The sequence below is a fragment of the Pseudomonas putida S13.1.2 genome, from assembly GCF_000498395.2.
In the GTDB taxonomy this organism is placed as follows: Bacteria; Pseudomonadota; Gammaproteobacteria; order Pseudomonadales; family Pseudomonadaceae; genus Aquipseudomonas; species Aquipseudomonas putida_Q.
In genome coordinates, this window is the sequence record NZ_CP010979.1 from 1,693,554 (window position 1) to 1,713,114 (window position 19,561).

21 protein-coding genes and 1 pseudogene are annotated in these 19,561 nt (G+C 57.7%); 8 read left to right on the forward strand and 14 right to left on the reverse strand.

The genetic code is table 11. From position 1 onward, the window contains the following. Positions 1-42 precede the first annotated feature (42 nt). Positions 43-1,041, reverse strand: coding sequence for an AraD1 family protein (araD1, locus tag N805_RS07665; protein ID WP_019470840.1), 999 nt, complete (start codon positions 1,039-1,041; stop codon positions 43-45). Positions 1,042-1,152: 111 nt separating this feature from the next. Between araD1 and N805_RS07670 the strand changes: the two genes are divergently transcribed. Further along, positions 1,153-2,070: a LysR family transcriptional regulator gene (locus N805_RS07670; protein WP_026034392.1), complete on the forward strand. Its 918-nt coding sequence runs from the start codon at positions 1,153-1,155 to the stop codon at positions 2,068-2,070. A gap of 348 nt (positions 2,071-2,418) precedes the next feature. On the opposite strand, the gene N805_RS07675 is transcribed toward N805_RS07670, so the two are convergent. After that, positions 2,419-3,306 carry a LysR family transcriptional regulator gene (locus tag N805_RS07675; protein WP_019470838.1) on the reverse strand — a complete coding sequence of 296 codons (888 nt, stop codon included), beginning with the start codon at positions 3,304-3,306 and terminating at the stop codon, positions 2,419-2,421. A gap of 140 nt (positions 3,307-3,446) precedes the next feature. Between N805_RS07675 and N805_RS07680 the strand changes: the two genes are divergently transcribed. Together N805_RS07680 and aroQ are read left to right on the forward strand one after the other, a co-directional pair. Continuing rightward, the gene (locus tag N805_RS07680) at positions 3,447-4,802 is read left to right on the forward strand and encodes an MFS transporter (protein WP_019470837.1); all 1,356 of its coding nucleotides are present in this window, start codon (positions 3,447-3,449) and stop codon (positions 4,800-4,802) included. Between the two features lie 15 nt (positions 4,803-4,817). Beyond that, positions 4,818-5,294, forward strand: coding sequence for a type II 3-dehydroquinate dehydratase (gene aroQ, locus N805_RS07685; protein WP_019470836.1), 477 nt, complete (start codon positions 4,818-4,820; stop codon positions 5,292-5,294). 81 nt (positions 5,295-5,375) lie between these two features. On the opposite strand, the gene N805_RS29720 is transcribed toward aroQ, so the two are convergent. From N805_RS29720 to N805_RS07705, 5 genes are all read right to left on the reverse strand, one after another. Next, positions 5,376-5,666, reverse strand: a complete 291-nt coding sequence (locus N805_RS29720) for a c-type cytochrome (protein ID WP_080641040.1) — start codon at positions 5,664-5,666, stop codon at positions 5,376-5,378. Positions 5,667-5,687: 21 nt separating this feature from the next. Continuing rightward, positions 5,688-6,482: a hydroxyacylglutathione hydrolase gene (gene gloB, locus N805_RS07690; RefSeq protein ID WP_019470835.1), complete on the reverse strand. Its 795-nt coding sequence runs from the start codon at positions 6,480-6,482 to the stop codon at positions 5,688-5,690. Beyond that, positions 6,479-8,047, reverse strand: coding sequence for a GMC family oxidoreductase (locus N805_RS07695; RefSeq protein WP_019470834.1), 1,569 nt, complete (start codon positions 8,045-8,047; stop codon positions 6,479-6,481). The genes gloB and N805_RS07695 overlap by 4 nt, the downstream gene beginning before the upstream one ends. Positions 8,048-8,057: 10 nt before the next feature. Then, entirely contained in the window at positions 8,058-8,618 is a 561-nt protein-coding gene (locus N805_RS07700; protein WP_019470833.1) for a tat pathway signal sequence, read from the reverse strand. A 120-nt stretch (positions 8,619-8,738) separates the two neighbouring features. Beyond that, positions 8,739-9,131, reverse strand: a complete 393-nt coding sequence (locus N805_RS07705) for a VOC family protein (RefSeq protein ID WP_019470832.1) — start codon at positions 9,129-9,131, stop codon at positions 8,739-8,741. 207 nt (positions 9,132-9,338) lie between these two features. On the opposite strand from N805_RS07705, the gene N805_RS07710 reads away from it, so the two are divergent. Further along, positions 9,339-9,641: a ribbon-helix-helix domain-containing protein gene (locus N805_RS07710; protein ID WP_019470831.1), complete on the forward strand. Its 303-nt coding sequence runs from the start codon at positions 9,339-9,341 to the stop codon at positions 9,639-9,641. A 171-nt stretch (positions 9,642-9,812) separates the two neighbouring features. Further along, positions 9,813-9,884: a hypothetical protein gene (locus N805_RS31245; protein ID WP_419198331.1), complete on the forward strand. Its 72-nt coding sequence runs from the start codon at positions 9,813-9,815 to the stop codon at positions 9,882-9,884. Between the two features lie 62 nt (positions 9,885-9,946). Here the strand turns inward: N805_RS31245 and N805_RS07715 are convergent, their stop codons facing one another. The 6 genes from N805_RS07715 to N805_RS07740 form a co-directional block, all read right to left on the reverse strand. Further along, positions 9,947-11,104: an HlyD family secretion protein gene (locus N805_RS07715; RefSeq protein ID WP_019470830.1), complete on the reverse strand. Its 1,158-nt coding sequence runs from the start codon at positions 11,102-11,104 to the stop codon at positions 9,947-9,949. Next, on the reverse strand, positions 11,101-12,681 hold the full coding sequence (locus N805_RS07720) for an MFS transporter (protein WP_019470829.1): 1,581 nt from the start codon (positions 12,679-12,681) through the stop codon (positions 11,101-11,103). Before N805_RS07720 ends, N805_RS07715 begins: the two co-directional genes overlap by 4 nt. Before the next feature lie 45 nt (positions 12,682-12,726). Then, entirely contained in the window at positions 12,727-13,845 is a 1,119-nt protein-coding gene (locus tag N805_RS07725) for an FAD-dependent monooxygenase (RefSeq protein WP_019470828.1), read from the reverse strand. Between the two features lie 82 nt (positions 13,846-13,927). Further along, positions 13,928-14,512, reverse strand: a complete 585-nt coding sequence (locus N805_RS07730; RefSeq protein ID WP_019470827.1) for an isochorismatase family protein — start codon at positions 14,510-14,512, stop codon at positions 13,928-13,930. Between the two features lie 36 nt (positions 14,513-14,548). Then, positions 14,549-15,385, reverse strand: a complete 837-nt coding sequence (locus N805_RS07735) for a pirin family protein (RefSeq protein WP_019470826.1) — start codon at positions 15,383-15,385, stop codon at positions 14,549-14,551. Positions 15,386-15,396: 11 nt separating this feature from the next. Beyond that, positions 15,397-16,458 (reverse strand): alkene reductase, encoded by a 1,062-nt coding sequence (locus tag N805_RS07740; RefSeq protein WP_019470825.1) that lies wholly within the window; start codon positions 16,456-16,458, stop codon positions 15,397-15,399. A gap of 99 nt (positions 16,459-16,557) precedes the next feature. Here N805_RS07740 and N805_RS07745 point away from each other — a divergent pair, with 99 nt between their 5' ends. Continuing rightward, positions 16,558-17,439: a LysR family transcriptional regulator gene (locus tag N805_RS07745; RefSeq protein WP_019470824.1), complete on the forward strand. Its 882-nt coding sequence runs from the start codon at positions 16,558-16,560 to the stop codon at positions 17,437-17,439. 42 nt (positions 17,440-17,481) lie between these two features. Here the strand turns inward: N805_RS07745 and N805_RS07750 are convergent. After that, a pseudogene (locus N805_RS07750) lies at positions 17,482-18,202 on the reverse strand (aldehyde dehydrogenase family protein); the annotation flags it as partial. 131 nt (positions 18,203-18,333) lie between these two features. Between N805_RS07750 and N805_RS07755 the strand changes: the two are divergent. Both N805_RS07755 and N805_RS07760 read left to right on the forward strand, forming a co-directional pair. After that, positions 18,334-19,239 (forward strand): NAD(P)-dependent oxidoreductase, encoded by a 906-nt coding sequence (locus tag N805_RS07755; protein WP_019470823.1) that lies wholly within the window; start codon positions 18,334-18,336, stop codon positions 19,237-19,239. Next, positions 19,233-19,547, forward strand: a complete 315-nt coding sequence (locus tag N805_RS07760) for an NIPSNAP family protein (RefSeq protein ID WP_019470822.1) — start codon at positions 19,233-19,235, stop codon at positions 19,545-19,547. The genes N805_RS07755 and N805_RS07760 overlap by 7 nt, the downstream gene beginning before the upstream one ends. Positions 19,548-19,561: the final 14 nt, after the last annotated feature.

Consider the following 19,561-nt stretch of genomic DNA (forward strand, 5'->3'; position numbering starts at 1 on the left):
TTATGAAATGCAGCGGCGGCGCGGCCCTGCGCCGCCGTCGGGTCAGAGCGTCTTCACCGCGCCGGGTGAGATGGCCGCAGGCGTCTCGCTGATGCCGTTTCGCAGTGGGGCGCCGAACTCCGCCAGGCTGATTTCGAACACATCGCCCTCAACGGCCTTGACCTGGTCGGCAAACGACAGCGTTGCAGTACCGAAGAAATGGATGTGCACATCACCGGGGCGCAAAAACTGGCTGTACTTGAAATGGTGGTACTCGAGATTCTCCAACGAGTGGCACATGTTGTCCTCACCGCTGAGAAAATCCTTTTCCCAGATCACCTGGTCACCGCGCAGTATCCGGCTGGTGCCCTGCAGATGGCGTGGCAACTCACCGACACGCAGTTCGGGGCCGAATGAGCAATTACGCAGCTTGGAATGCGCCAGGTACAGGTAGCTACGGCGCTCCATCACGTGGTCGGAAAACTCGTTGCCGATGGCGAAGCCCAGCCGGTAAGGCAGGCCATCATCACCGATCACATACAGGCCAGCCAGTTCCGGTTCTTCACCAGCATCCTCGGCGAAGGCGGGGGGCTGCAAGGCTTGGCCTGGGCGGACGACGATCGAGCCATCGCCCTTGTAGAACCACTCTGGCTGCGCGCCGGCGCTACCTGCGGGGGGACGGCCACCTTCAATGCCCCACTGGAACATGCGCGCGGTGTCGGTGAGCGCCGCCCCGTCATCGATTTTTTGTTGGTGCATCTTGTCGCGGGTGGAGGCACTGCCCAGGTGCGTGAGCCCGGTTCCGCTGATCAGGCAGTGTGCCGGGTCTTCGTGGTCGAGCGGTGGAAGGACCCGGCATTCGTTCAAAGCATCGCTGTAGCGCTGGCCGGTGCTGTCCAGACCGCGTTCGAGCACTTCAGCGGCGAGACTGCGCTGGTTGCGGATGGCAGCGAGGGCCAGTTCTCGCAGATGCGTGGTGTGGCGCACAACCTGAATCAGGTCGCCTTCCACTACGCCGACATGGCGCTGGGCGGGTACGGTTTCAAATTGGATCAGGCGCATGCTGGCTCCGGTTTGTTGTTGTGGGGTAGCACTTGCCAGCCACTTTAAATTTCCATGGCATTGCTGCCTAATGAGAGCTGCGGACTGCCCGATAACTTTTAGTGATCCCCTATGCTGCCATCATTAAGCTCCATGGCTTCGCGCCTTCGTTTACGCCAACTGCGCCTGTTGATCAGCCTTGACGAACTGGGCTCGATACACAAAGCCGCAGAGGCGATGTCGATCACCCAGCCTGGTGCCACCAAGGCGCTTAATGAAATTGAGTCTACCCTTGGCGCAGTACTGTTCGAGCGGACCAGCAAAGGGCTCGAAGCCAATGACCTGGGCCGCTGCGTGGTGCGTTATGCGCGGTTGATTGGCAATGACCTTGCGCATCTGCGTGAAGAGATGCTGGGCATTCTCCAAGGACATGGGGGACGTTTGTCGGTGGGCACCATCATGGGCGCCGTGCCGATCATGGTGGAAGGCCTGGCGCGTTTGCGCGAGAACCAACCGGACTTATCGGTATCAGTGGTAGAGGACACCAGTGATCGCTTGCTCAACCTGCTCGACCAAGGGCGTGTGGATGTGGTCATTTGCCGAACCAGCGTCAGCCCAAGGCCTACAGCCTATGAAAGCCGGGTTAAACATCAGGAGCAGTTGGTGCTGGTGGCAAACCCGGCGCATCCGCTGGCAGCCTGCGCAGCGTTGACCCTTGAGCAACTGGCGCAATCGCGCTGGGTGGTGTTCCCGGTAAACATGCCCATGCGTCTTACCCTTGAGCGTGAGTTTCGCGAGGCCGGCTTGAGCTTCCCGCAATACCCCATTGAAACCTCGTCGACTTTCACGACGCTGTCCATGCTCATGCAAGATCGCGATCTGCTTGCGGTGATGCCGTGGGATGTCGCCAGGATGGCCCTGGACCACGGCATGCTGGTGCGTCTGCCGCTGCAACTCAAGTCGCGCAGCGAGCCCTACGAGGTGGTGACTCGGGTTGGTGTCGAGCTGAGTAAGCCTGCGCAGGTGCTGGTAGACATTCTGATGGACTAAACCCGTTCGAGTACCCGCGAGGCCCGATCAGAGCCAGAGCTTCACTACACAGATCGGACAGCTTGGTACAAATCGATGAGAAATCGCGCACAAAAGAAAGCCCGCTGCTAGGCGTAATGCTGTTCACTTAGGGCTGCTGCGCAGCCCATCGCGACACAAGGCCGCTCCTACCACGACCGCGTAAGCCAATATTCACGGGGCTCACGCGGATACTGTAGGAGCGGCCTTGTGCCGCGAAAGGGCCGCAGAGCGGCCCCGGCGATCTTAAGTGAACAGCATTACGCTGCTAGGCGGGCAAGGTCTATCACACGTAGGGATAGCGATTCGGCTCACTGGCTGCAGCCGCTGTCATTTCAGCCAATTTCCCGCCTCTTCTAAAAAGTGCATGACAGCTCGCGAGCGCTCGTCCACGCGTGTAATGAGCGACAATTCGCTCTGCATGTCTGGCTGCTTCAGCTGAAGTGTACGGATGCCTGGCATGCTCAGCTGCGTAAGGGTTTCCGGGAGGATGCTGATCCCGATGCCGGCGGCTATCAGGCCGGGAATACTCATCAGCGACGGTACGTACATGATGTTGGCGGGATGCAGCTGGTACTGCCGGCATAATTGCAAGGTGTGCGAGGTGAGGCCGATCCCCGCCGGGTCTTCCAGGAAGATGAATTTCTCTTGCCGAAGGGATGCCAGATCGCCGTTGAAATCCCGCGCCAGCGCATGGTTGTCCGGGGTTAGAAGGACCAACCTGGAGAGGCTGAAACAGTGGGTGCGTAGTCGGTCGGGCAAATGGTCTTTGAAGATACGGGCAAAGCCGATATCGATTTTCCCTTCAAGCAATAAATCGAATTGGGCCTGAATCCGCGCATCCAGCAACGTTACCTTAACCTCGGGATAGGCGCTGAAGTAATGCCGCATCAGTTGAGGGAGGTTAGCTTCGAGCAACGCCGAGTGGTAACCGATCGTGATCTCTCCAATTTCCCCCCGCCTAGCCCGCCGAGCAGCGGCTACCGCCAGGTCACTGGAATAGAGCGCATCCTTGGCGTGGGGTAGGAACGCTGCGCCAGCAGCAGTCAGTTCTACCCCGCGGTTGGCACGTCGAAACAGCGCTACCCCCAATTCGCTCTCCAGGGTTTTGATCAGCTGACTCAGGGCCGGCTGGGCGATCTCAAGCTGCTCCGCGGCCTTGCTGAAATGCTGGAACGTTGCGGCGCAGACAAACGCACGTAGGTGACGTAGCTCCATCAAAGCCCCTCTATAAGCTTACCTTATGGAAATCTCCAGAATTCGATAATTATTTTGCAGGCAAAAGCTTCTAAAGTCGACTCAGTACCAGCCCACACCCAGATCGGGCGTATCCCATAACAATAACGACTGAGACCCTCATGAAAACTACAGAGCCCTCTGTTGCAGACAGTCAGATGTCAAAAAAGGCGGTGACCGCCGCCACCATTGGTACAGCGTTGGAGTGGTTCGATTTCACCCTGTACGGTGCTGTTTCCGCGACCGTGCTACCGAAACTGTTCTTTCCCGCAATGGAGCCGACTTCAGGGCTGCTCGCTTCCTTGGCGACCTTCGGCGTAGGTCTGGCAGCGCGGCCATTAGGGGCGATCACATGTGGTTACCTCGGTGACAAACTCGGGCGGCGCAACCTCATGCTCGCGACTGTGACGCTGATGGGCGTGGCTTCGGTGTTGATGGGCCTGCTGCCGACCTACGCACAGGTGGGCATCTGGGCGCCCATCATGTTGGTGATTCTGCGAATCCTTCAGGGTTTTGCTTTGGGTGGGGAGTCCACGGGCGCCCAGCTGATGGCGTTGGAGCATGCACGGCCAGACCGACGTGGACGTTATTCTGGGTTTCTGGGCCTTTGTTCACCACTGAGCCAAATCTTGGCAAACGGCGCGTTGTTAGGGCTGGCGGGATTCCTGAGCGCAGAACAATTTGAGTCTTTCGGTTGGCGGATTCCCTTCCTCTTTAGCTTCGTGCTCGTGGTGGTGGCGATCTTCATTCGGCTCAAGGTCAGCGAGACACCAGCCTTTGTCGCTTTGAAGCAGGACGAAACACCCCACGTTGGAAGCCCTTTGAAAGATGTGCTGAGGATCCATTCTCGGACCATCTTGCGCCTGATGTTCTTTTTCTGCTCACCCGCTGCTCTGTTTTACCTGATCGTGATTTTCACACTCAGCTACCTGGTCAAGCAACTCGGTATGCCGCAGTCCATGGGGTTCATGTCCCTGATGGTGGCTAACGTCTGCGCGATTTTTGGCGCGCTGGCTGGCGGGTACCTCAGTGATCGATGGGGACGCAAGAAAGCGCTCGCCTTCGGCTCATGCATGACCCTCGGGATTCTGCTGGTGTACTTCCCAATGCTGAACACGCAGCAACCCGCCATGATCATGGCCGCCATGGGACTGTTCCTTGGATTCACCCAGTTCCAGAGCGGGATCCAACCCGTTGCATTCGCCGAAGCATTCCCCACCAACGTGCGCTACACCGGCTCGGCCCTGGCCTATACCGGCGCCAACCTGCTGATTGGCGGCCCGATGCCTATCCTCGCCGTGTGGCTGATGAGTCAGACCGGCAATTCGCCATGGTTGCTCGTCGCGATATGCGCTGCGATCAACCTGGTGTCGCTTGCGATGATCCTGATAGGGCCAGAAACCCTCGGAGTCGATCTCAGCAAGTCCGAAACAGCAGAGAACGTAACCTTCAGCAACTCCCCTCAATACCTCAAGTGAAAGCGGAGCCATACCATGAGTCGCGCAGTTTATGTCCTGAATGGCCCCAACCTGAACATGTTGGGTCGCCGCGAGCCGGAAATTTACGGCACAACGACCCTGCAGCAGGTTCAGCAAAGCTGTGAGCAGCTTGCGAACGAGCTGGATCTGGTTTGCGAGTTTCGTCAAACGAACAGCGAAGCGGTGATGGTTGACTGGATCCAGGAGGCATTCGACAAGAACGCCGCAGTGATCATCAATCCGGCTGGCCTTTCGTTTAATTCAATCCCGGTGCTCGATGCGCTGAAATTGATCAAGGCGCCACTGGTGGAAGTCCACATTTCGAACATTCATGCCCGCGATGAGCTCCATCGACACTCGATCATGTCCACCGTGGCTAATGGCGTGATTGCAGGATTGGGGGTGGAGGGATATCTGCTGGCGCTTAGAGCAGTGTGTACACGGCTATCCGAACGATGGCCAACAAGCCTTGCTGCTTCGGCCTCGCGCTGAAATCAAGCGTGTGACTGAAGCGCAAGACATCCGAAGGAGCTCTTGAAATAACCGTTGTTAAATCAGAGCTCCTTTCGGTCATCAGCGGGACATCCAGCCTATCGTAGCCGCGAGGTCTTCGTCGCTACAGTCACTGCAGAGTCCACGTGGTGGCATGACACTCAATCCATTCACTACGTTTTTGAGCAGTACGTCTTGCCCTTGAGCAAGGCGTGGTTGCCATGCAGCGACATCACCTTTCTTAGGCGCGTTGGGGAGTTGACCGTTGTGGCACATGGCACAGGTTTTCGCGAATACGGCCTCAGGCTCTTGGCCTGCCTGGGCAGAAGCAATCATGAAGGCTGTAGCGGCAATCAGCAGTGTTTTTCTCATGGATGATCTTCTTCTTGTTGTTCAAAAAATGTCTTTCCACTGGCGCATGGCTGCAAAGCATTCTTCGGCGGTTGTGATGGACAGGCCCGCTTGGCGTTGGACAACCTCAACGATCTTCGCTTCTCGCACACGCAGGAACGGGTTAATTGCGCGTTCAACGCTAATGCGGGTAGGTAAGGTGCACTGCCCGCGGTTGCGGATTTCGCTGACCTCAGCCAAGCGCTCGGCGATTTGCTGATTGCCTGGGTCGACAGCCAAAGCAAAACGCAGGTTGGAGAGGGTGTACTCGTGTGCGCAGTACACCCGCGTCTGCTCTGGGAGCACGGCGAGGCGTTCGAGCGACGTCAGCATCTGCAGCGGCGTACCCTCGAACAGGCGCCCACAGCCGGCGCTGAACAGCGTGTCCCCGCTAAACAGCACATCCTCATCAACCAAGTGGTAGGCCAGGTGCCCGCAAGTATGGCCAGGCACCCCGATCACCTTGATGGTTCGCCCCAGTATCTGGATTGAATCACCGTCCTTCAGTGGCCGATCCCTGACAGGGATCGGCTCGTTTGCAGGGCCATGCACGCGGAGATCGAATGCAGACTTCAGTTTCTCGACACCGCCCACATGGTCGCTGTGATGGTGAGTGATCAGCACATCGGTGAGCGCCCAGCCGGGATGCTTAGCCAACCAGGCTTGAACCGGCCCGGCATCACCTGGATCTACAACCGCACAGGCCTGGTTTGAGTGATCGAGCAGAAGCCAGATGTAGTTGTCGGTAAACGCCGTGAGTGCGCAAATCTCCAGGCGGTTGTCGGCGATGGTAGTCATGCCGCATGCGTCCTCAGCGCATCGGCAATGTACTCCGCCTGACGAATCGCCAGGCTGACGATCGTCAGGGTAGGGTTCTCGGCTGCGCTGGTGGTGAACTGACTGCCATCTGAAATGAACAGATTTGGCACTTCATGGCTTTGCCCGTATTTGTTGCAAACACCATCGGCTTCCTTGTGGCTCATACGACAAGTGCCCATGTTATGAGTCGAGGGGTAGGGTGGTACGCGGTGGGTCTTCAGTGCACCGACGGCCTCATAGACCGCGCTACCTTGCTGATAGGCGTGCTCGCGCATTGCAATATCGTTGGGGTGGTCGTCGTAGTGCACGTTGGCCACAGGAATGCCAAAGCGGTCTTTGACGTTATCGCTCAGGGTAATGCGATTGGTTTCCCGGGGCATGTCCTCACCGACCAGCCACATGCCAGCCAGATGCGTGTAGTTGTCCATGACGCGGGTGAAGTCGCGTCCCCAGGCGCCGGGGTTGAAGAACGCAGCCATGAAGGAAGGGCCAAGCGAGATGGTTTCCATTTCGTAGCCTCCGACAAAGCCCCTGTCGGGATTGAAGTGCACCTCGTCACCGATCAGGCCGGCCATGATGGTGCCGCGGTAGAAATGCACCGGGTCCTTGAACTCTGCGAACACAGATCCGGTGGTATGGCGCATGTAGTGTTTACCGACCATCCCGGAGCCGTTGCCAATGCCATGAGGGAACAATGTGCTGGTCGAATTAAGCAGTAGGCGAGGGGTTTCAATGGCATTGCCTGCGACCGCAACAAGTCGCGCTTTTTGGCGTTGCAGACGCCCTTGCGCATCTGCGTAGACCACACCGGTGGCTCGCCCTTTTGCATCGTGCTCGATCTTTACTGCGTGCGCCTGCGTACGGAGCTCGAGCTTGCCTGTGGCCTCCGCTGCCGGAATCTCGGTGTACAGCGTTGACCACTTTGCCCCCATCTTGCAGCCCTGGAAGCAGAAGCCAAGTTGCATGCACTGAGCGCGTCCTGCGCGGGCACGGCTGTTGATCGCCATGTGGCCGGTACTGCATTTTTTGTAGCCAAGCTTGCGAGCACCGTTGTACATCACCTGAAAATTGTTGTTTCCCGGTAGCCCAGGAATGTCGTTGGTGCGCGTCACGCCCATCTTGTCTTCGGCCCTTGCATAGAAGGGCTCCAGTTCCGCGAGCGTCAATGGCCAGTCGAGCAGGTTCGCATCCTTGATGTCGCCATAGGTCTGCCGCGCTCGGAATTCATGCTCCTGGAATCGAAGGCTGGCACCTGCCCAGTGAGTGGTAGTTCCACCCACCGTTTTGCAGATCCAGGCGGGGAGGTTCGGGAAGTCCCTGGCGATCTGCCAAGAGCCCGAGGTGGTACGGGTATCGCCCCAGGACAATTGCTCGAACGAGGGCCATTCGTCATTGATGAAAGTGGCAGAGGACTGGCGCTGGCCAGCCTCCAGCAGAACGACTGGAATACCCTTCTGGCACAGTTCATTAGCCAGTGTTCCACCACCCGCACCAGAGCCGATGATCACCACTACCGAGTCATCGTCGAAATTGAATGTGGTCATGTACGCATCCTCAGGAAAAGGCGGGAGGGCTGGCTTCGGTAGGGGCAGCAGGTAGCCACTTCAAGTCGTTGAAGCCGCGCATCAGGTAACCGCCTTTGGGGAAAGAGGCACCTTCGTAGCCGAAGTGCTGGTAGGCGAGTTCGTTGCTGTACAGGGCATTGACCGAGACTGACCTGACCAAAGTGAAAAACGGGGTGGTCTGGATGGACTCGAGCACGGCCAATTGGCGCGGCTCATCCAGATTCAGCCAGGCGCCATCAGCTGACTTGTCCAGCTCGTTCAAACCTTGTTCAAGCAGGGGAAGAATGGAAGGGTCAGTCACGGCGCGGTCGTCCAAGGCTTTGATCGCAAAGGCGTACACAGCGTCTTCCATCTGATCGTGAGGGTAGATCCGGCGCACTATAACCATCAGTCGTGCGGCTTGATCGTTGTTCAGCATTTTCATCTCAAGCGCCCAGGTGGTACTGGGGGCGAGCAGGGCGATGGGGCCGGAGGTGAAAAGCAACGTGCCCAAGAGAATTCCGCCGCTGCCTTTCAGAAAGCTACGGCGGCTGGCTTGTATATCCTGCATGCTGTTCTCCTTGTTGTTTTTATTAGGAGCCTGACATCACGGGTGCTGCTTTGTTGGGGATTGGCGTTTGCCGCGCAATATTGATAGACGACGCCCAGGCGTCTGATGCTTGTGGCTGCGTTACTGATAGTGGCCGGCGCGCTGCAACACCTCGATCTTGTAGCCATCCGGGTCCTGGATGAAGAAGAAGCGAGCGAGCAGCGCTTCACCACGCTTGAATTCTTTGATGGGGGCAGGAGAGAGCCCCAGTTCGCTCAAGCGAGCGTGATGGTGATCGAGGTCTTCTACTGCGAAGGCGACATGGCCATACCCACTGCCGTGGGTGTAGCCGTCTTGGCCCTTGTTCCAGGTCAGTTCGATTTCGGCACCGCTTTCCCGGTCGCGTAGGTAGACGAGCGAGAAGTCGTCGAACTCAAGGCGGTGGGATTCCTGCAGGTCGAATGCTTGTCCGTAGAAACGCATGGAGGCATCCAGGTCACCTACACGGATCATGGTGTGAAGGAATTTCGGCATGATCAGGCTTTCCTGTGGTGTTGTTATGCACTCAGGATGGCAGTATGAAAAATTGATGGGTAATAAGTGGCTATTACGTGCGCCCCAAAAGCACAATGGACATGTGTAATAGCGGTGTATTACCCCTGTGCTGCTTTGGGGCGGTACCTTCAGGCGTGGGCGTATGCCCTCGACGTGACTTAGCCAGGTAAAGCCAGCGGAGGCACCATGTGTGAGCTGTATGTGAAGGCAGACCCGATCCTTTATGAATCGCGCTCGCGCTCCTTGCGCATCCGGGGCGTGGTCACCACCCTGCGTCTGGAAAACCAGTTCTGGGACATCCTGACCGAGATTGCTGCAGCGGACAGTGTCAGCACCAATCAGCTCATCGCCAAGCTGTACGAGGAAGTCATGGACTACCGCGGAGAAGTGGTGAATTTTGCCTCGTTCCTGAGGGTAAGCTGCACCCGCTACCTCAGCCAAAAACAGGTGGCTAATAGGGTGGTGCCACTTTCAATCGCAGCGGGGTAACCTGTGCCTTGTGGGGCTGGGCTGCCATGCTTTCCATCGCCGAGCCGCACGAGTGTGTGTGCTGCAACAGACTGGCCGTTTAGGTGCGGCTTTTAGCGGGACGAAGGCCGGTAGTGATGCCGCTGCGGGCTGAAACGCATCGAACGTTCAGCCCGACTTGTACCGCTTGACGTGGCCACGATTGAAATGGCGGGTGGTTCTGTTCGCTGCATGATCGCCGGAATCCACCTGTCTCCCCGCTAAATGCGGTTGCGCATCAGCATCCATGCACTTTCCGCCTTCCCAGGCTGGAAAGTGCATGTTGATCAATCATCTGCAGCCTGCTTGTCGCATGTGAAAGACCCGAGAAAGACCCGCGAGAGCAGGCCGGGTCGCGCTTCTCCATCGACACTTGAACCCAGAGCAACACGCGGTTCAACTGACATGCCCACCCCCAAGCGTTGCAAACCTGGTTGATCTGCATCCAACAGGATGCGGACCGGGAAGCGACGCACAATCTTGGTGAAGTTTCCTGAAGCATTGTCTGGGGGTATGACTGCGAACTCAGATCCACTCGCCCCTGAAATGCTTTCCACATACCCGCAGTACGTCTGATCTGGCACGGCGTCCACTTGGACCTGTACGCGGTCACCCTGGCGCATGCGCGCCAGCTGGGTTTCGCGCAGATTAGCCTCGATCCACAAGTCACGCGTCGGTGCAATCGCCATGAGTCTGGTGCCTGCTGTCACATATTCGCCCAAGCGAACATTACGCGCAGCAACCAGTCCTTCACGGGGCGCTCTGATCTGTGTCCACGCCAGATCATTGTTTGCGCGCTGCAGCGTAGCTTGCGCAGACTTCAATTGGGCGTCGATGACAGTGCGCTCAGCGCGCAGCACTTCCATTTGTTGTTGGGCATAGTCGACTTGCGACTGATTTTGCGCGAGGGCTGCACGGGCTCGTGTCCAGGCAGCTTTTGACTGGTCGAACTCTTGCTGGCTGATCGCCCCTTGCTCCACCAATGCTTGTGCACGCTTGAAGTCGGCTGACGTTTCGCTCAAGGATGCTTGCGCCGATGTTACGCCTGCTTCCGAAACTTTGATCTGAGCTTGCTGTAACTGTTGCTGTTGGTCCAGTTGCACGAGTGATGCATTTTGTTGTGCAACGGAGGCCACCGCAGTCTGGACCGCTACTTGGTAGTCTGACGGATCGATGCGGACCAGCACATCTCCCGGCGCGACCTTGCGGTTGTTTTCCGTTTCGACGGCAGTTACATAACCACTGACCTTCGGTGACACGTACGTCAGATTCCCTTTGATGTAGGCGTTATCGGTACTCTCGAAGTCGACCCTCTGGTGCCATTGCGCATACGCGAACGCTACGGCGACCAAGCAGGCATTAGCGAGCACCGCTGCAATCAGTATTCTGCGGCCACTCGCCCAGCGCGTCGCCGGCTTCTGTTCATTTTCGGGAGTTGCATTCATGTGGCGGTCTCGGGTTTAGCTGGTTGGACGGGAGGCGCAGGCGGTGCCGCAGAGGGCAGGGTAGGCAAGGCCCACACCAGGATGGCTCCTACGAACATCACCAGCGTGGTTACTAAAAAGGCGTCGCCATAAGCCAACGTATAAGCCTGGTTCATCGCACTGTCGGACAGCTTGCCCAGCGCAGTGCTGTGGGTAGCCGCAGAATCGGTGACAAATCGTGTATAGAGCGACTGGCTCTCGGCAATGCGCTGAGTCGTCAGAGGATCAGTGTTGCCGAGCGCTTCAACAATGCGTGTGTAGTGGTACTTCTCGCGCTCCGTGACCAGATGCCAGAGACCTCCAAGTCCGCCTAAAAGTGCATAGAGTCTGGCCAGGTTAAAGATGATGCCGCACGTCGGTCCTTCTTCCTTGCCAACCCCAAAAACAGCATATCGAAGCAAGGCCACCTGAACGAATGCCTGGCCAAAGCCGACCAGCACAATGGGCGTGCGAAACTCATCCAGAGCCCAATCGGGCGCCAGATCGCTGCATAGCGCAGCGGCGAGTGCGAAGATCAGCAAGCCTAGTGACAGCGCTATGCGGGCATCCACGCGCCTGACTAGCCAATAGGCAAGCACGAAACCCAGTAATGTACTCGGCACCATCGCCAGCAACAGTTCACCTGTCTGCAGTGCTTTGAAACTTTGCATGCGAGCCAGGTACTGTGGGGCTATCCACACGGTAAGCAGCGTACCGAAGCGGAAGATGAACGACAGAATGATCGCCCAGGCGAAGGTTGGTTTTCTGAAAATCTTCAGAACCAGCAGCGGGCGTGGTGCGATCCACAATGAATGAGCACCATAAACAAGGCCAACCAGGCTGCTGAGTAGGAGCGCGGGAATCCACCAGGTTTCTAGCCAGAATCGGCGCTCGCCCTCTGCCATCACGACCATCAGCCCGCTCAATCCTGCAGCCAGAAAGGCATAGCTTGGCCAGTCTTTACTGCTCAGGTATTCGAGTTCGCCGCGCTCATCAGGTAGAACCTTCAACGCCAGCAAGGTATACACGCCACCAACTAATGCTTGTATCCAGAACAGTCCTCGCCAGCCGAATTCGGTTAGCAGATAGCCCCCGATGGATGCTGCTATGCCCGTACCGATGGACGTGGCCACTGCGAACAGGGTCATGCCTTCTAGCTGGCCACGCCCGGGAAACAGGCTGGTCATGACCAGTTGCATCATGAGTACGGGGAGCATTCCTCCGAAGAAGCCGTGGATAAAGCGTGCAACTAACGCCCATTCGTAGAAGGGGGAAACGGCAACTGCGATCGAACTGAGGGTGTAGAACAACCCTGCTAGCAGCATCGCTCGACCTCTGCCCAAAGACGCTGCCATCGTCATGATGATAGGCAATCCGCAGATCGCGCCTACGTTGTATAGCGTGTTCAACCATGCAGCGTCATCGCTGCTCACCGACAGACCACCACCAATGTCACCGATGGTGAGAATCGCCATCACTGAGAAGGTAGTGCCTGCAACGGCCCCGAGGCTGGAAACAAACAGGGCATAGCGGATTGGCAAAATATGAGATAACGCCATGGATACTCTCCGCCATGCAATCAATATGCGGCTGGCAATTGGCAGTTAAGCACGTGACGCTATGTGCCGGTATTCGGCACTGAGCCGCATCGAATGGGTGACTAAGCCTCGGATGAAGGGCATACGAGTTACTTCATATCTCGCGAACACAGCACTGATCGATTCATCGGGCGCCTTATCGGCGAGCAACTGGGCCAATAGCTCAGCATCCTCCACCGCCGTAAGAAAGCCCCGGCCGGTCATTGGCGATAACACATGGGCGGCATCGCCCACTATGGCCAATGGGCCGTTAGCCAATCGGTGTGGCAGGTATTCGGCAATCGGCGCGCCGCTCAACGAATCTGCTGAGGCGATCCCGAGCATTACAGCCTCTTGCCAGAGCTCTGGCCAAACACGCGGCACGCGATCGAGCAAGTTGTTCTTGAGCGCTTGGCTGATCGTCCCTCTGCCGAGAGTGCCCTCAATGAAACCGTCAACGGTCAGGCAACCGGTCTCCTGCAGCAAAGTTTGCTGATGGGCATCAAACCAGGCGAAAGTGATTTGCCGGTGGCCAGGCTCGATTGAGCCGTCGCGCCCGGGGAGCGTGGCTGCAACCAGTCGATAACCACCCACGAAGTCGATCCACAGCCCTCCATTAGAAGGCCAGGCAACAGGTTGTTTAAGGCGATTTTCGTCGACCAAACCACGCCAAACCAGATACCCGGCGTATCGGGCGAGTGGGGCTTGTGGGGCGATGCGTTGGCGTACCACGCTGCGGTACCCATCCGCGCCAATTACTGCCGAAGCCCTTCGCTCGATACCATCAGCAAGCGTGATGACAGCCATTTCACCATCAGTATGAACACCCGCCACGCTGACACCTTCTTCCAGGGTAATTGAGGGCGAGGCAAGCACTCTGTCTCGCAGCCACCCGTACAGGGCCGGCCACGTCGTCAAGTCGCGGTAGGCAGGGACCACCGGTAGGCTGGGATCCTGTCTGGGGTCATGGCCAACTACCTTGGCGAGCAATGAGAGATCAACGGTTAGGCTGTCACCACCGACCCTGTGGCCCCCTAAACGCTCGAGCACACAGACTGGCAGGTTCCTTGCCGCGCAAGCCAAAGCGACAGTAAGGCCCGCCAGAGAACCGCCAACGATGATGAGATCTTCCTGGTAGGTTGTCATGAACTTGAGGTCCGCTTCATGGGATAGGAAAGCCCCGTCAAGGCGATGAACGCCTTGCGGGGTCTCGTCAGTGGGCGCTAACTCAGCTGCCGAACGACTCCATGAGCACCTGCACCAACTCACCGCCTTCAGGTGTTGCCCAGCTACCGGCGAGTTCTGCAATCAACTGGTTGGTAGAGGTCAGCGTTACCCCAGCCTTGTCCATCCGGCGCAGCGCAATGTCATCCGCCATCGCGGTTGGCGACGCGCCTGCGTCGGCGACAACCTGCACTTCAAAGCCGTCACGGACCAGCGAAAGTGCCGGGTAAACGGTGCAGACATCATTGGTTACGCCGGCAATGATGAGCTTCTTGCGACCTGTGGCTTTGACTGCTGCGGCAAAATGTTCATCGTCCATCGCGTTGACGATCCCCAGGCGCTTAATGCGCCCTGCGAACTCGGTCGGAAGGATTTCTTCCAGTTCACTCAGCAGCGGGCCTTGCGCATGTTCTTCCATACTGGAGGTGAGCACGACCGGCAGTTTAAGAATACGCGCCGCCTTGGCGAGCATCAGCGCATTGCGTTTGAGCTCATCGAAGGGCATGGATTTGGCCCACCCCATGGTGCCAACCTGATGATCGATCAGCAGCAGGGCAGCGTTGTCAGCATTGAAATTTTCGTAAGTCATGATGATCTTCTCGCTTAGTTGGGAATGGTTGTTGGCTTATCGGGTTTGCAGGCTGCCGAAAAGCCCGCGTTGGTAGCGCTGCACGGCTTCGCCCAGTGCCGCTGGTGACGCCAGCGCCATTGGGCCTTGCCAGTGAACGGGCTGATTCAGCGGTGTCCCTGAAAAAACCACTGCCTTTGCGGCGCCGTTTTTTGCCTGCACCATGACAACCCGCTTTGGCCCTTGGGGCAGATTCGCGGGGGCCTTTGGATCAAGCAGACTGAACGGCTGGCCATCCACGCTCACCTCCCCATCAATCGGCACGACGAACGCTACATGCCCGACCGGGATTGGAATTTCTACCTCACCGCCCGCTTCCAGCAGGATGTCCAGCAATCGGACATCGGTGGGCAACGAGAGGGGGGAGGCGATCTCGCCGAAGGCCCCTAGGGGCACACGAATCTTCACTCCCGGCAGGCGTACAACGGGTACATCGCGTGCTTCCAGGCTGAAGGCATGAGGAGCCTGCGCCTGTTTGTCCTCGGGTAGATTGATGAAGATTTGCAGCATGTGCACGGTCTTGCCGGGCTCCGCTGGTACTTCTTCATGTACCACGCCGCTACCCGCCGCCGTCCAGTGCAGGCCACCGGGATGAATCAAATTGCGATTGCCCAGTGAGTCCCGGTTATCGATTCCCGTTTCTGAATCCAGAAACAGGTATGACACTGCGGAGAAACCCGCATGCGGATGCGGTGGGAAGGTCGGTCCGCTGATCCAGGCATGATCCACGCCCAGAAACGGATCAATTGGTTTCGCAAACTGATCGCCACGAAGGCTGAACGCTCGGAACTGGCTTCCATGATTCATACGCTGCAGGCGTGCGGTGGATAGCATGGTGGCGCTCCTCAGGCCCCTTGGGCCAGGGATGGGTAATCGATGTAGCCCTCTGCGCCAGGCGCATAGAAGGTGTTTTTATCCGGGGCGTTGAGCTCGGCACCGACGCGCAGACGCTCTGGCAAGTCCGGGTTGGCGAGGAACGCACCACCAAATACGGCTGCATCCGCTTTGCCGCCGGAAATAAGCGCCTCGGCGCTTTCTTTGTTCAGGCCACTGCCGATCAGGTAGCTGCCATTGAAGAGCGGACGCAGTGCACTGTGGTAGTCGAACTCGGCACCAAACAGGGCGACGTGCAGGTAGGCGAGGTTGAACGGCCGCAGGTGCTTTACCAGGTAGGTGTAGGTCTCTTGCGGATTGGCGTCGACGATATCGTTGAAGTTCATTTCTGGAGAAATCTTGATACCCACGCGATCGCCGCCCACTTCCTCGACTATCGCGGCAAGCACTTCGAGAACGAAGCGGACGCGGTTTTCAACTGAGCCACCGTATTCGTCGTCGCGCTGGTTGCTGCCGCTGGACAGGAACTGTTCCGGCAAATAACCCGATGCTGCATGCAACTCCACGCCGTCGAAGCCAGCCTCGATAGCCCGACGAGCAGCCTGGCGGTAACCTTCAACGACGCCAGCGATTTCAACGATGCTCAGTGCATGCGGGATGACGAAGTCCTGCAGGCCGGTAGCGGTATAGGTTTGGCCCGCGGCTTTGATGGCTGATGGTGCCTGTGGCTGGGCACCGTCGATCAATGACGGGTGAGAAACACGGCCGCAGTGCATCAGTTGCATGAAGATACGGCCGCCACGGGCGTGAACGGATTCAGCGACCTTTTTCCACGCTGCTACCTGCTCATCGGTTTCAATACCCGGGGTCCGTACATAACCCTTGCCAAGCGCCACCGGGAAAACACCTTCGGAGATGATCAGACCAGCACTGGCGCGTTGCTCATAGTAGGTGGTGACGATATCGGAAGGAACGCCAGCATCGTTTGCACGTGAACGCGTCATGGGGGCCATGACCATGCGGTTGGACAGCGTGTAACGGCCTACTTGGACTTCGGAAAAAAGAGAGTTCATTACAGTGCTCCTTTGCGGTGATGGGGTTATCATCATTCAATCCGTTGTCGGGATAAATCCGGCAAAACTGAAATGACTAATCCATTTTTGGAGCAATGCTTGGAATACCTGAACGACATGGCCCTGTTCGTCGAGGTCGTGAAGATGCGCAGCTTTCGGGGTGCAGCGGAGTCCATGAACATGCCAAGCTCGACGCTTTCAAGGCGTATCACCAGCCTGGAGAAGCAGATAGGGTTGCGCCTGCTTCATCGCACCACGCGCAAGATTGAGCTGACAGAGGCCGGCCAGCTTTACTTTGATCGGTGCAAGCGCATTGTCGACGAAGCGAGGCTGGCGCATGAGCAGCTGGGTGAGTTGCTCGCCAGGCCCAGCGGCCTGTTGCGCGCCTCGTTGCCAGTGGACTTCGCCAACATCTACTTGGCGCCGTTGATTGCGGATTTCGCAAGACTGTATCCAGGCATCACCTTTGACTTCGATCTCACACCACGGCAGGTCGATTTGGTCAGTGACCCCGTGGATGTCGTCATTCGGATGGGCGAGCCGGCCAATTCCAACTTGATTGCGCGGAAACTGGCCACCCTGCAACGCGGCCTGTACGCCTCACCTCACTATCTACGGGTTTCCGGCGAGCCCCGTGATCCAGCGGAGCTTGTGCATCACGAATGCCTGCGGATGTCAGGAGCAAGCGCGGACAAGTGGACCCTGACCAGCGAGGGTGCTGTCGAACAGGTTCAGGTGGGTGGCCGCTTTGAGCTGAACAGTGTGGGGATGTTGCGTCGACTTGCCTCGCTAGACCTTGGCATCGCACTCCTGCCTGCCGGTATCGCTGCGCCAGATGTCGATGCAGGTGCTTTGCAACGGGTGCTGCCGCAATGGCAGGCGACGCCGGTACCCGTGTACGCATTGACAGAAACCCGACTGCTTCCTGCCAAAACCCAGCGCTTTATCGAGTATCTGCGAGATCAGCTGGAGCGGCCTTAATGACGAAGAACGGGGCGCCCGCTAAGCGCGAGTGCCCCGATCCTCGACACCGGTTGGGTAACCATTGAGCAGCACCCGACCGACCTTTTCCTGTAGCAATTCGCTCAGCCAACCATAGCCGGCCAGCGCCTCGGCTTGGGCAAACAACGTGGCGGTGAGTTGCCCGCGTAAGGCCTGCACCGCCGCACCCAGTTGCGCTTGGTCCTCGACCTCGATGATGACCGTGGCCGCCCCGAACACTTCTTCCTGCAGCAATGGATCGCCGCCCAACAATAGGCTGACATCCGCTTTGAACAACTGCGGCTGCGCTTGACGCTCACCTTGCACGGCCCCCGCCAAGTGGGTCACGCCCAGGTGGTTGTATAGTTGCTCAAGGCCATGGCTATAGCTGTCCAGTGTGCCTTGGTTGAGCATGGTCTGCGCCGGTTGTTCGGCCATCTGATCCTTAAATACTTCGATGAAGTCAGTGAATGCAGCAGAGCGCATACCGATGATCAAACCGGGATTGGTGCAGAACTGCCCGCACCCCATCGTCACCGAGGCCGCCAACTCACTCGCCACATGCTCGCTCCGCGCCTGCAATGCTTCAGGCAGCAGGATAACCGGTTTGATGCTGGACATTTCGGCAAACACCGGGATTGGTTGAGCGCGCTCTGCAGCCATGCAGCTAAGCGCATTTTCCGCCCTTGAGCGAGCCAGTAAACCCCACCGCCTGGATTGACGGATGCTTGACCAACCACTCGCCGACACCACCGCCATAGATACTCCTATTAGTCTCAATTCTATTTATTCATAAGCAGGGCTGTTTGCTCCGAGACACGGCTGCGCCTAGGTTAGCGCTTAGCCGAGCGACACGCTCCGGACAAAACAAAAACAATAGAAGAGAGGCTTCAAATGCCTGAAGTAACCATCGGTATGGTGGGAATCGGCCAGCTTGGCCTTCCTATCGCAACCAACCTGCTTGCTGCAGGGTTTCGTGTCGTCGGATACCGGCGCCGAGACCGGGAGGCTTTCATCTGCCAAGGGGGCGTTGCCCTCGACAGTCCGGCGGCCGTGGCCCAGCAGGCAGATATCATCCTTACCTGCTTGCCAAGTGAGGTCGCCCATGTCGGCATAATGGAAGGCCCTGAAGGTCTGCTTGATTGCATCGGGCCGCAGCACACCCTGATTGAAATTGGCACTTACTGCAAAACGTTCAAGCAACGTATCGCCCAGCGTATCGAGCAACGCGGCGCGCGTGTGCTCGAGGCCGAAGTCAGTGGTACCCCTTCCATGGTGTTGCATCGCAAGGCCTCATTGTTCTTGGGGGGTGATCCGGACTTGGTTGCGCACTGTAAGCCTGTGCTGAATGCCATCGCCGACATTCAGTTCCACATTGGTGAATTCGGTAGTGCAGTGGCGATGAAACTGATCGCCAATTATCTGGTAGCTATCCATACCCTGGCTGCTGCAGAGGCGCTGAACCTTGGCGTGAAGGCAGGTTTCGATCCCCAGCAAGTTGTTGATGTGATACGCCAAAGCGCGGGCGGCTCGACGATGTTCAACGCGCGCGCTCCCATGATGGCCGAGCGTCATTTCTTGCCTGCACCCGGGCCGTTCGTAACCCTCGAAAAGTATATCGATATGGCCAGCGAGCTTTCTGAAGGGCTCGATTGTGCTGCGCCCTTGTTCAACGCCGCGAAGCCTTATTTTGTGCGTGCGATCGAGGAGGGCATCGGTGAAGAAGATATTTCGGCAGTGATCAAGCTGATCGAGGCCGATTCCATGGCCAATTCCAAAAAAGAGAAAACATCATGTTGATTGAACAACGTACCTACCAACTCAAGCCTGGCGCGATGCACGAGTTCCTGCGCGCGTATCAAGAGGAAGGTCTGCCGATTCAAGGCGAAGCTTTGGGCAACCTGATCGGGTACTTCAAGCCCGAGACCGGAGACATTAATCGGGTCATCCAGCTGTGGGGCTACGCCAGCTTTGAGGACCGCGCCCAGCGGCGCGCGGCATTGTCCAACGACCCTAAATGGCGCGCTTTCCTTGGCAAGAACGCACACATGGTAGAAGCGCAAAAGGTCGAGCTGCTCAGCGCCGCACCGTTCTCTCCCATTCGCTAAGAGGAGCCTCACCG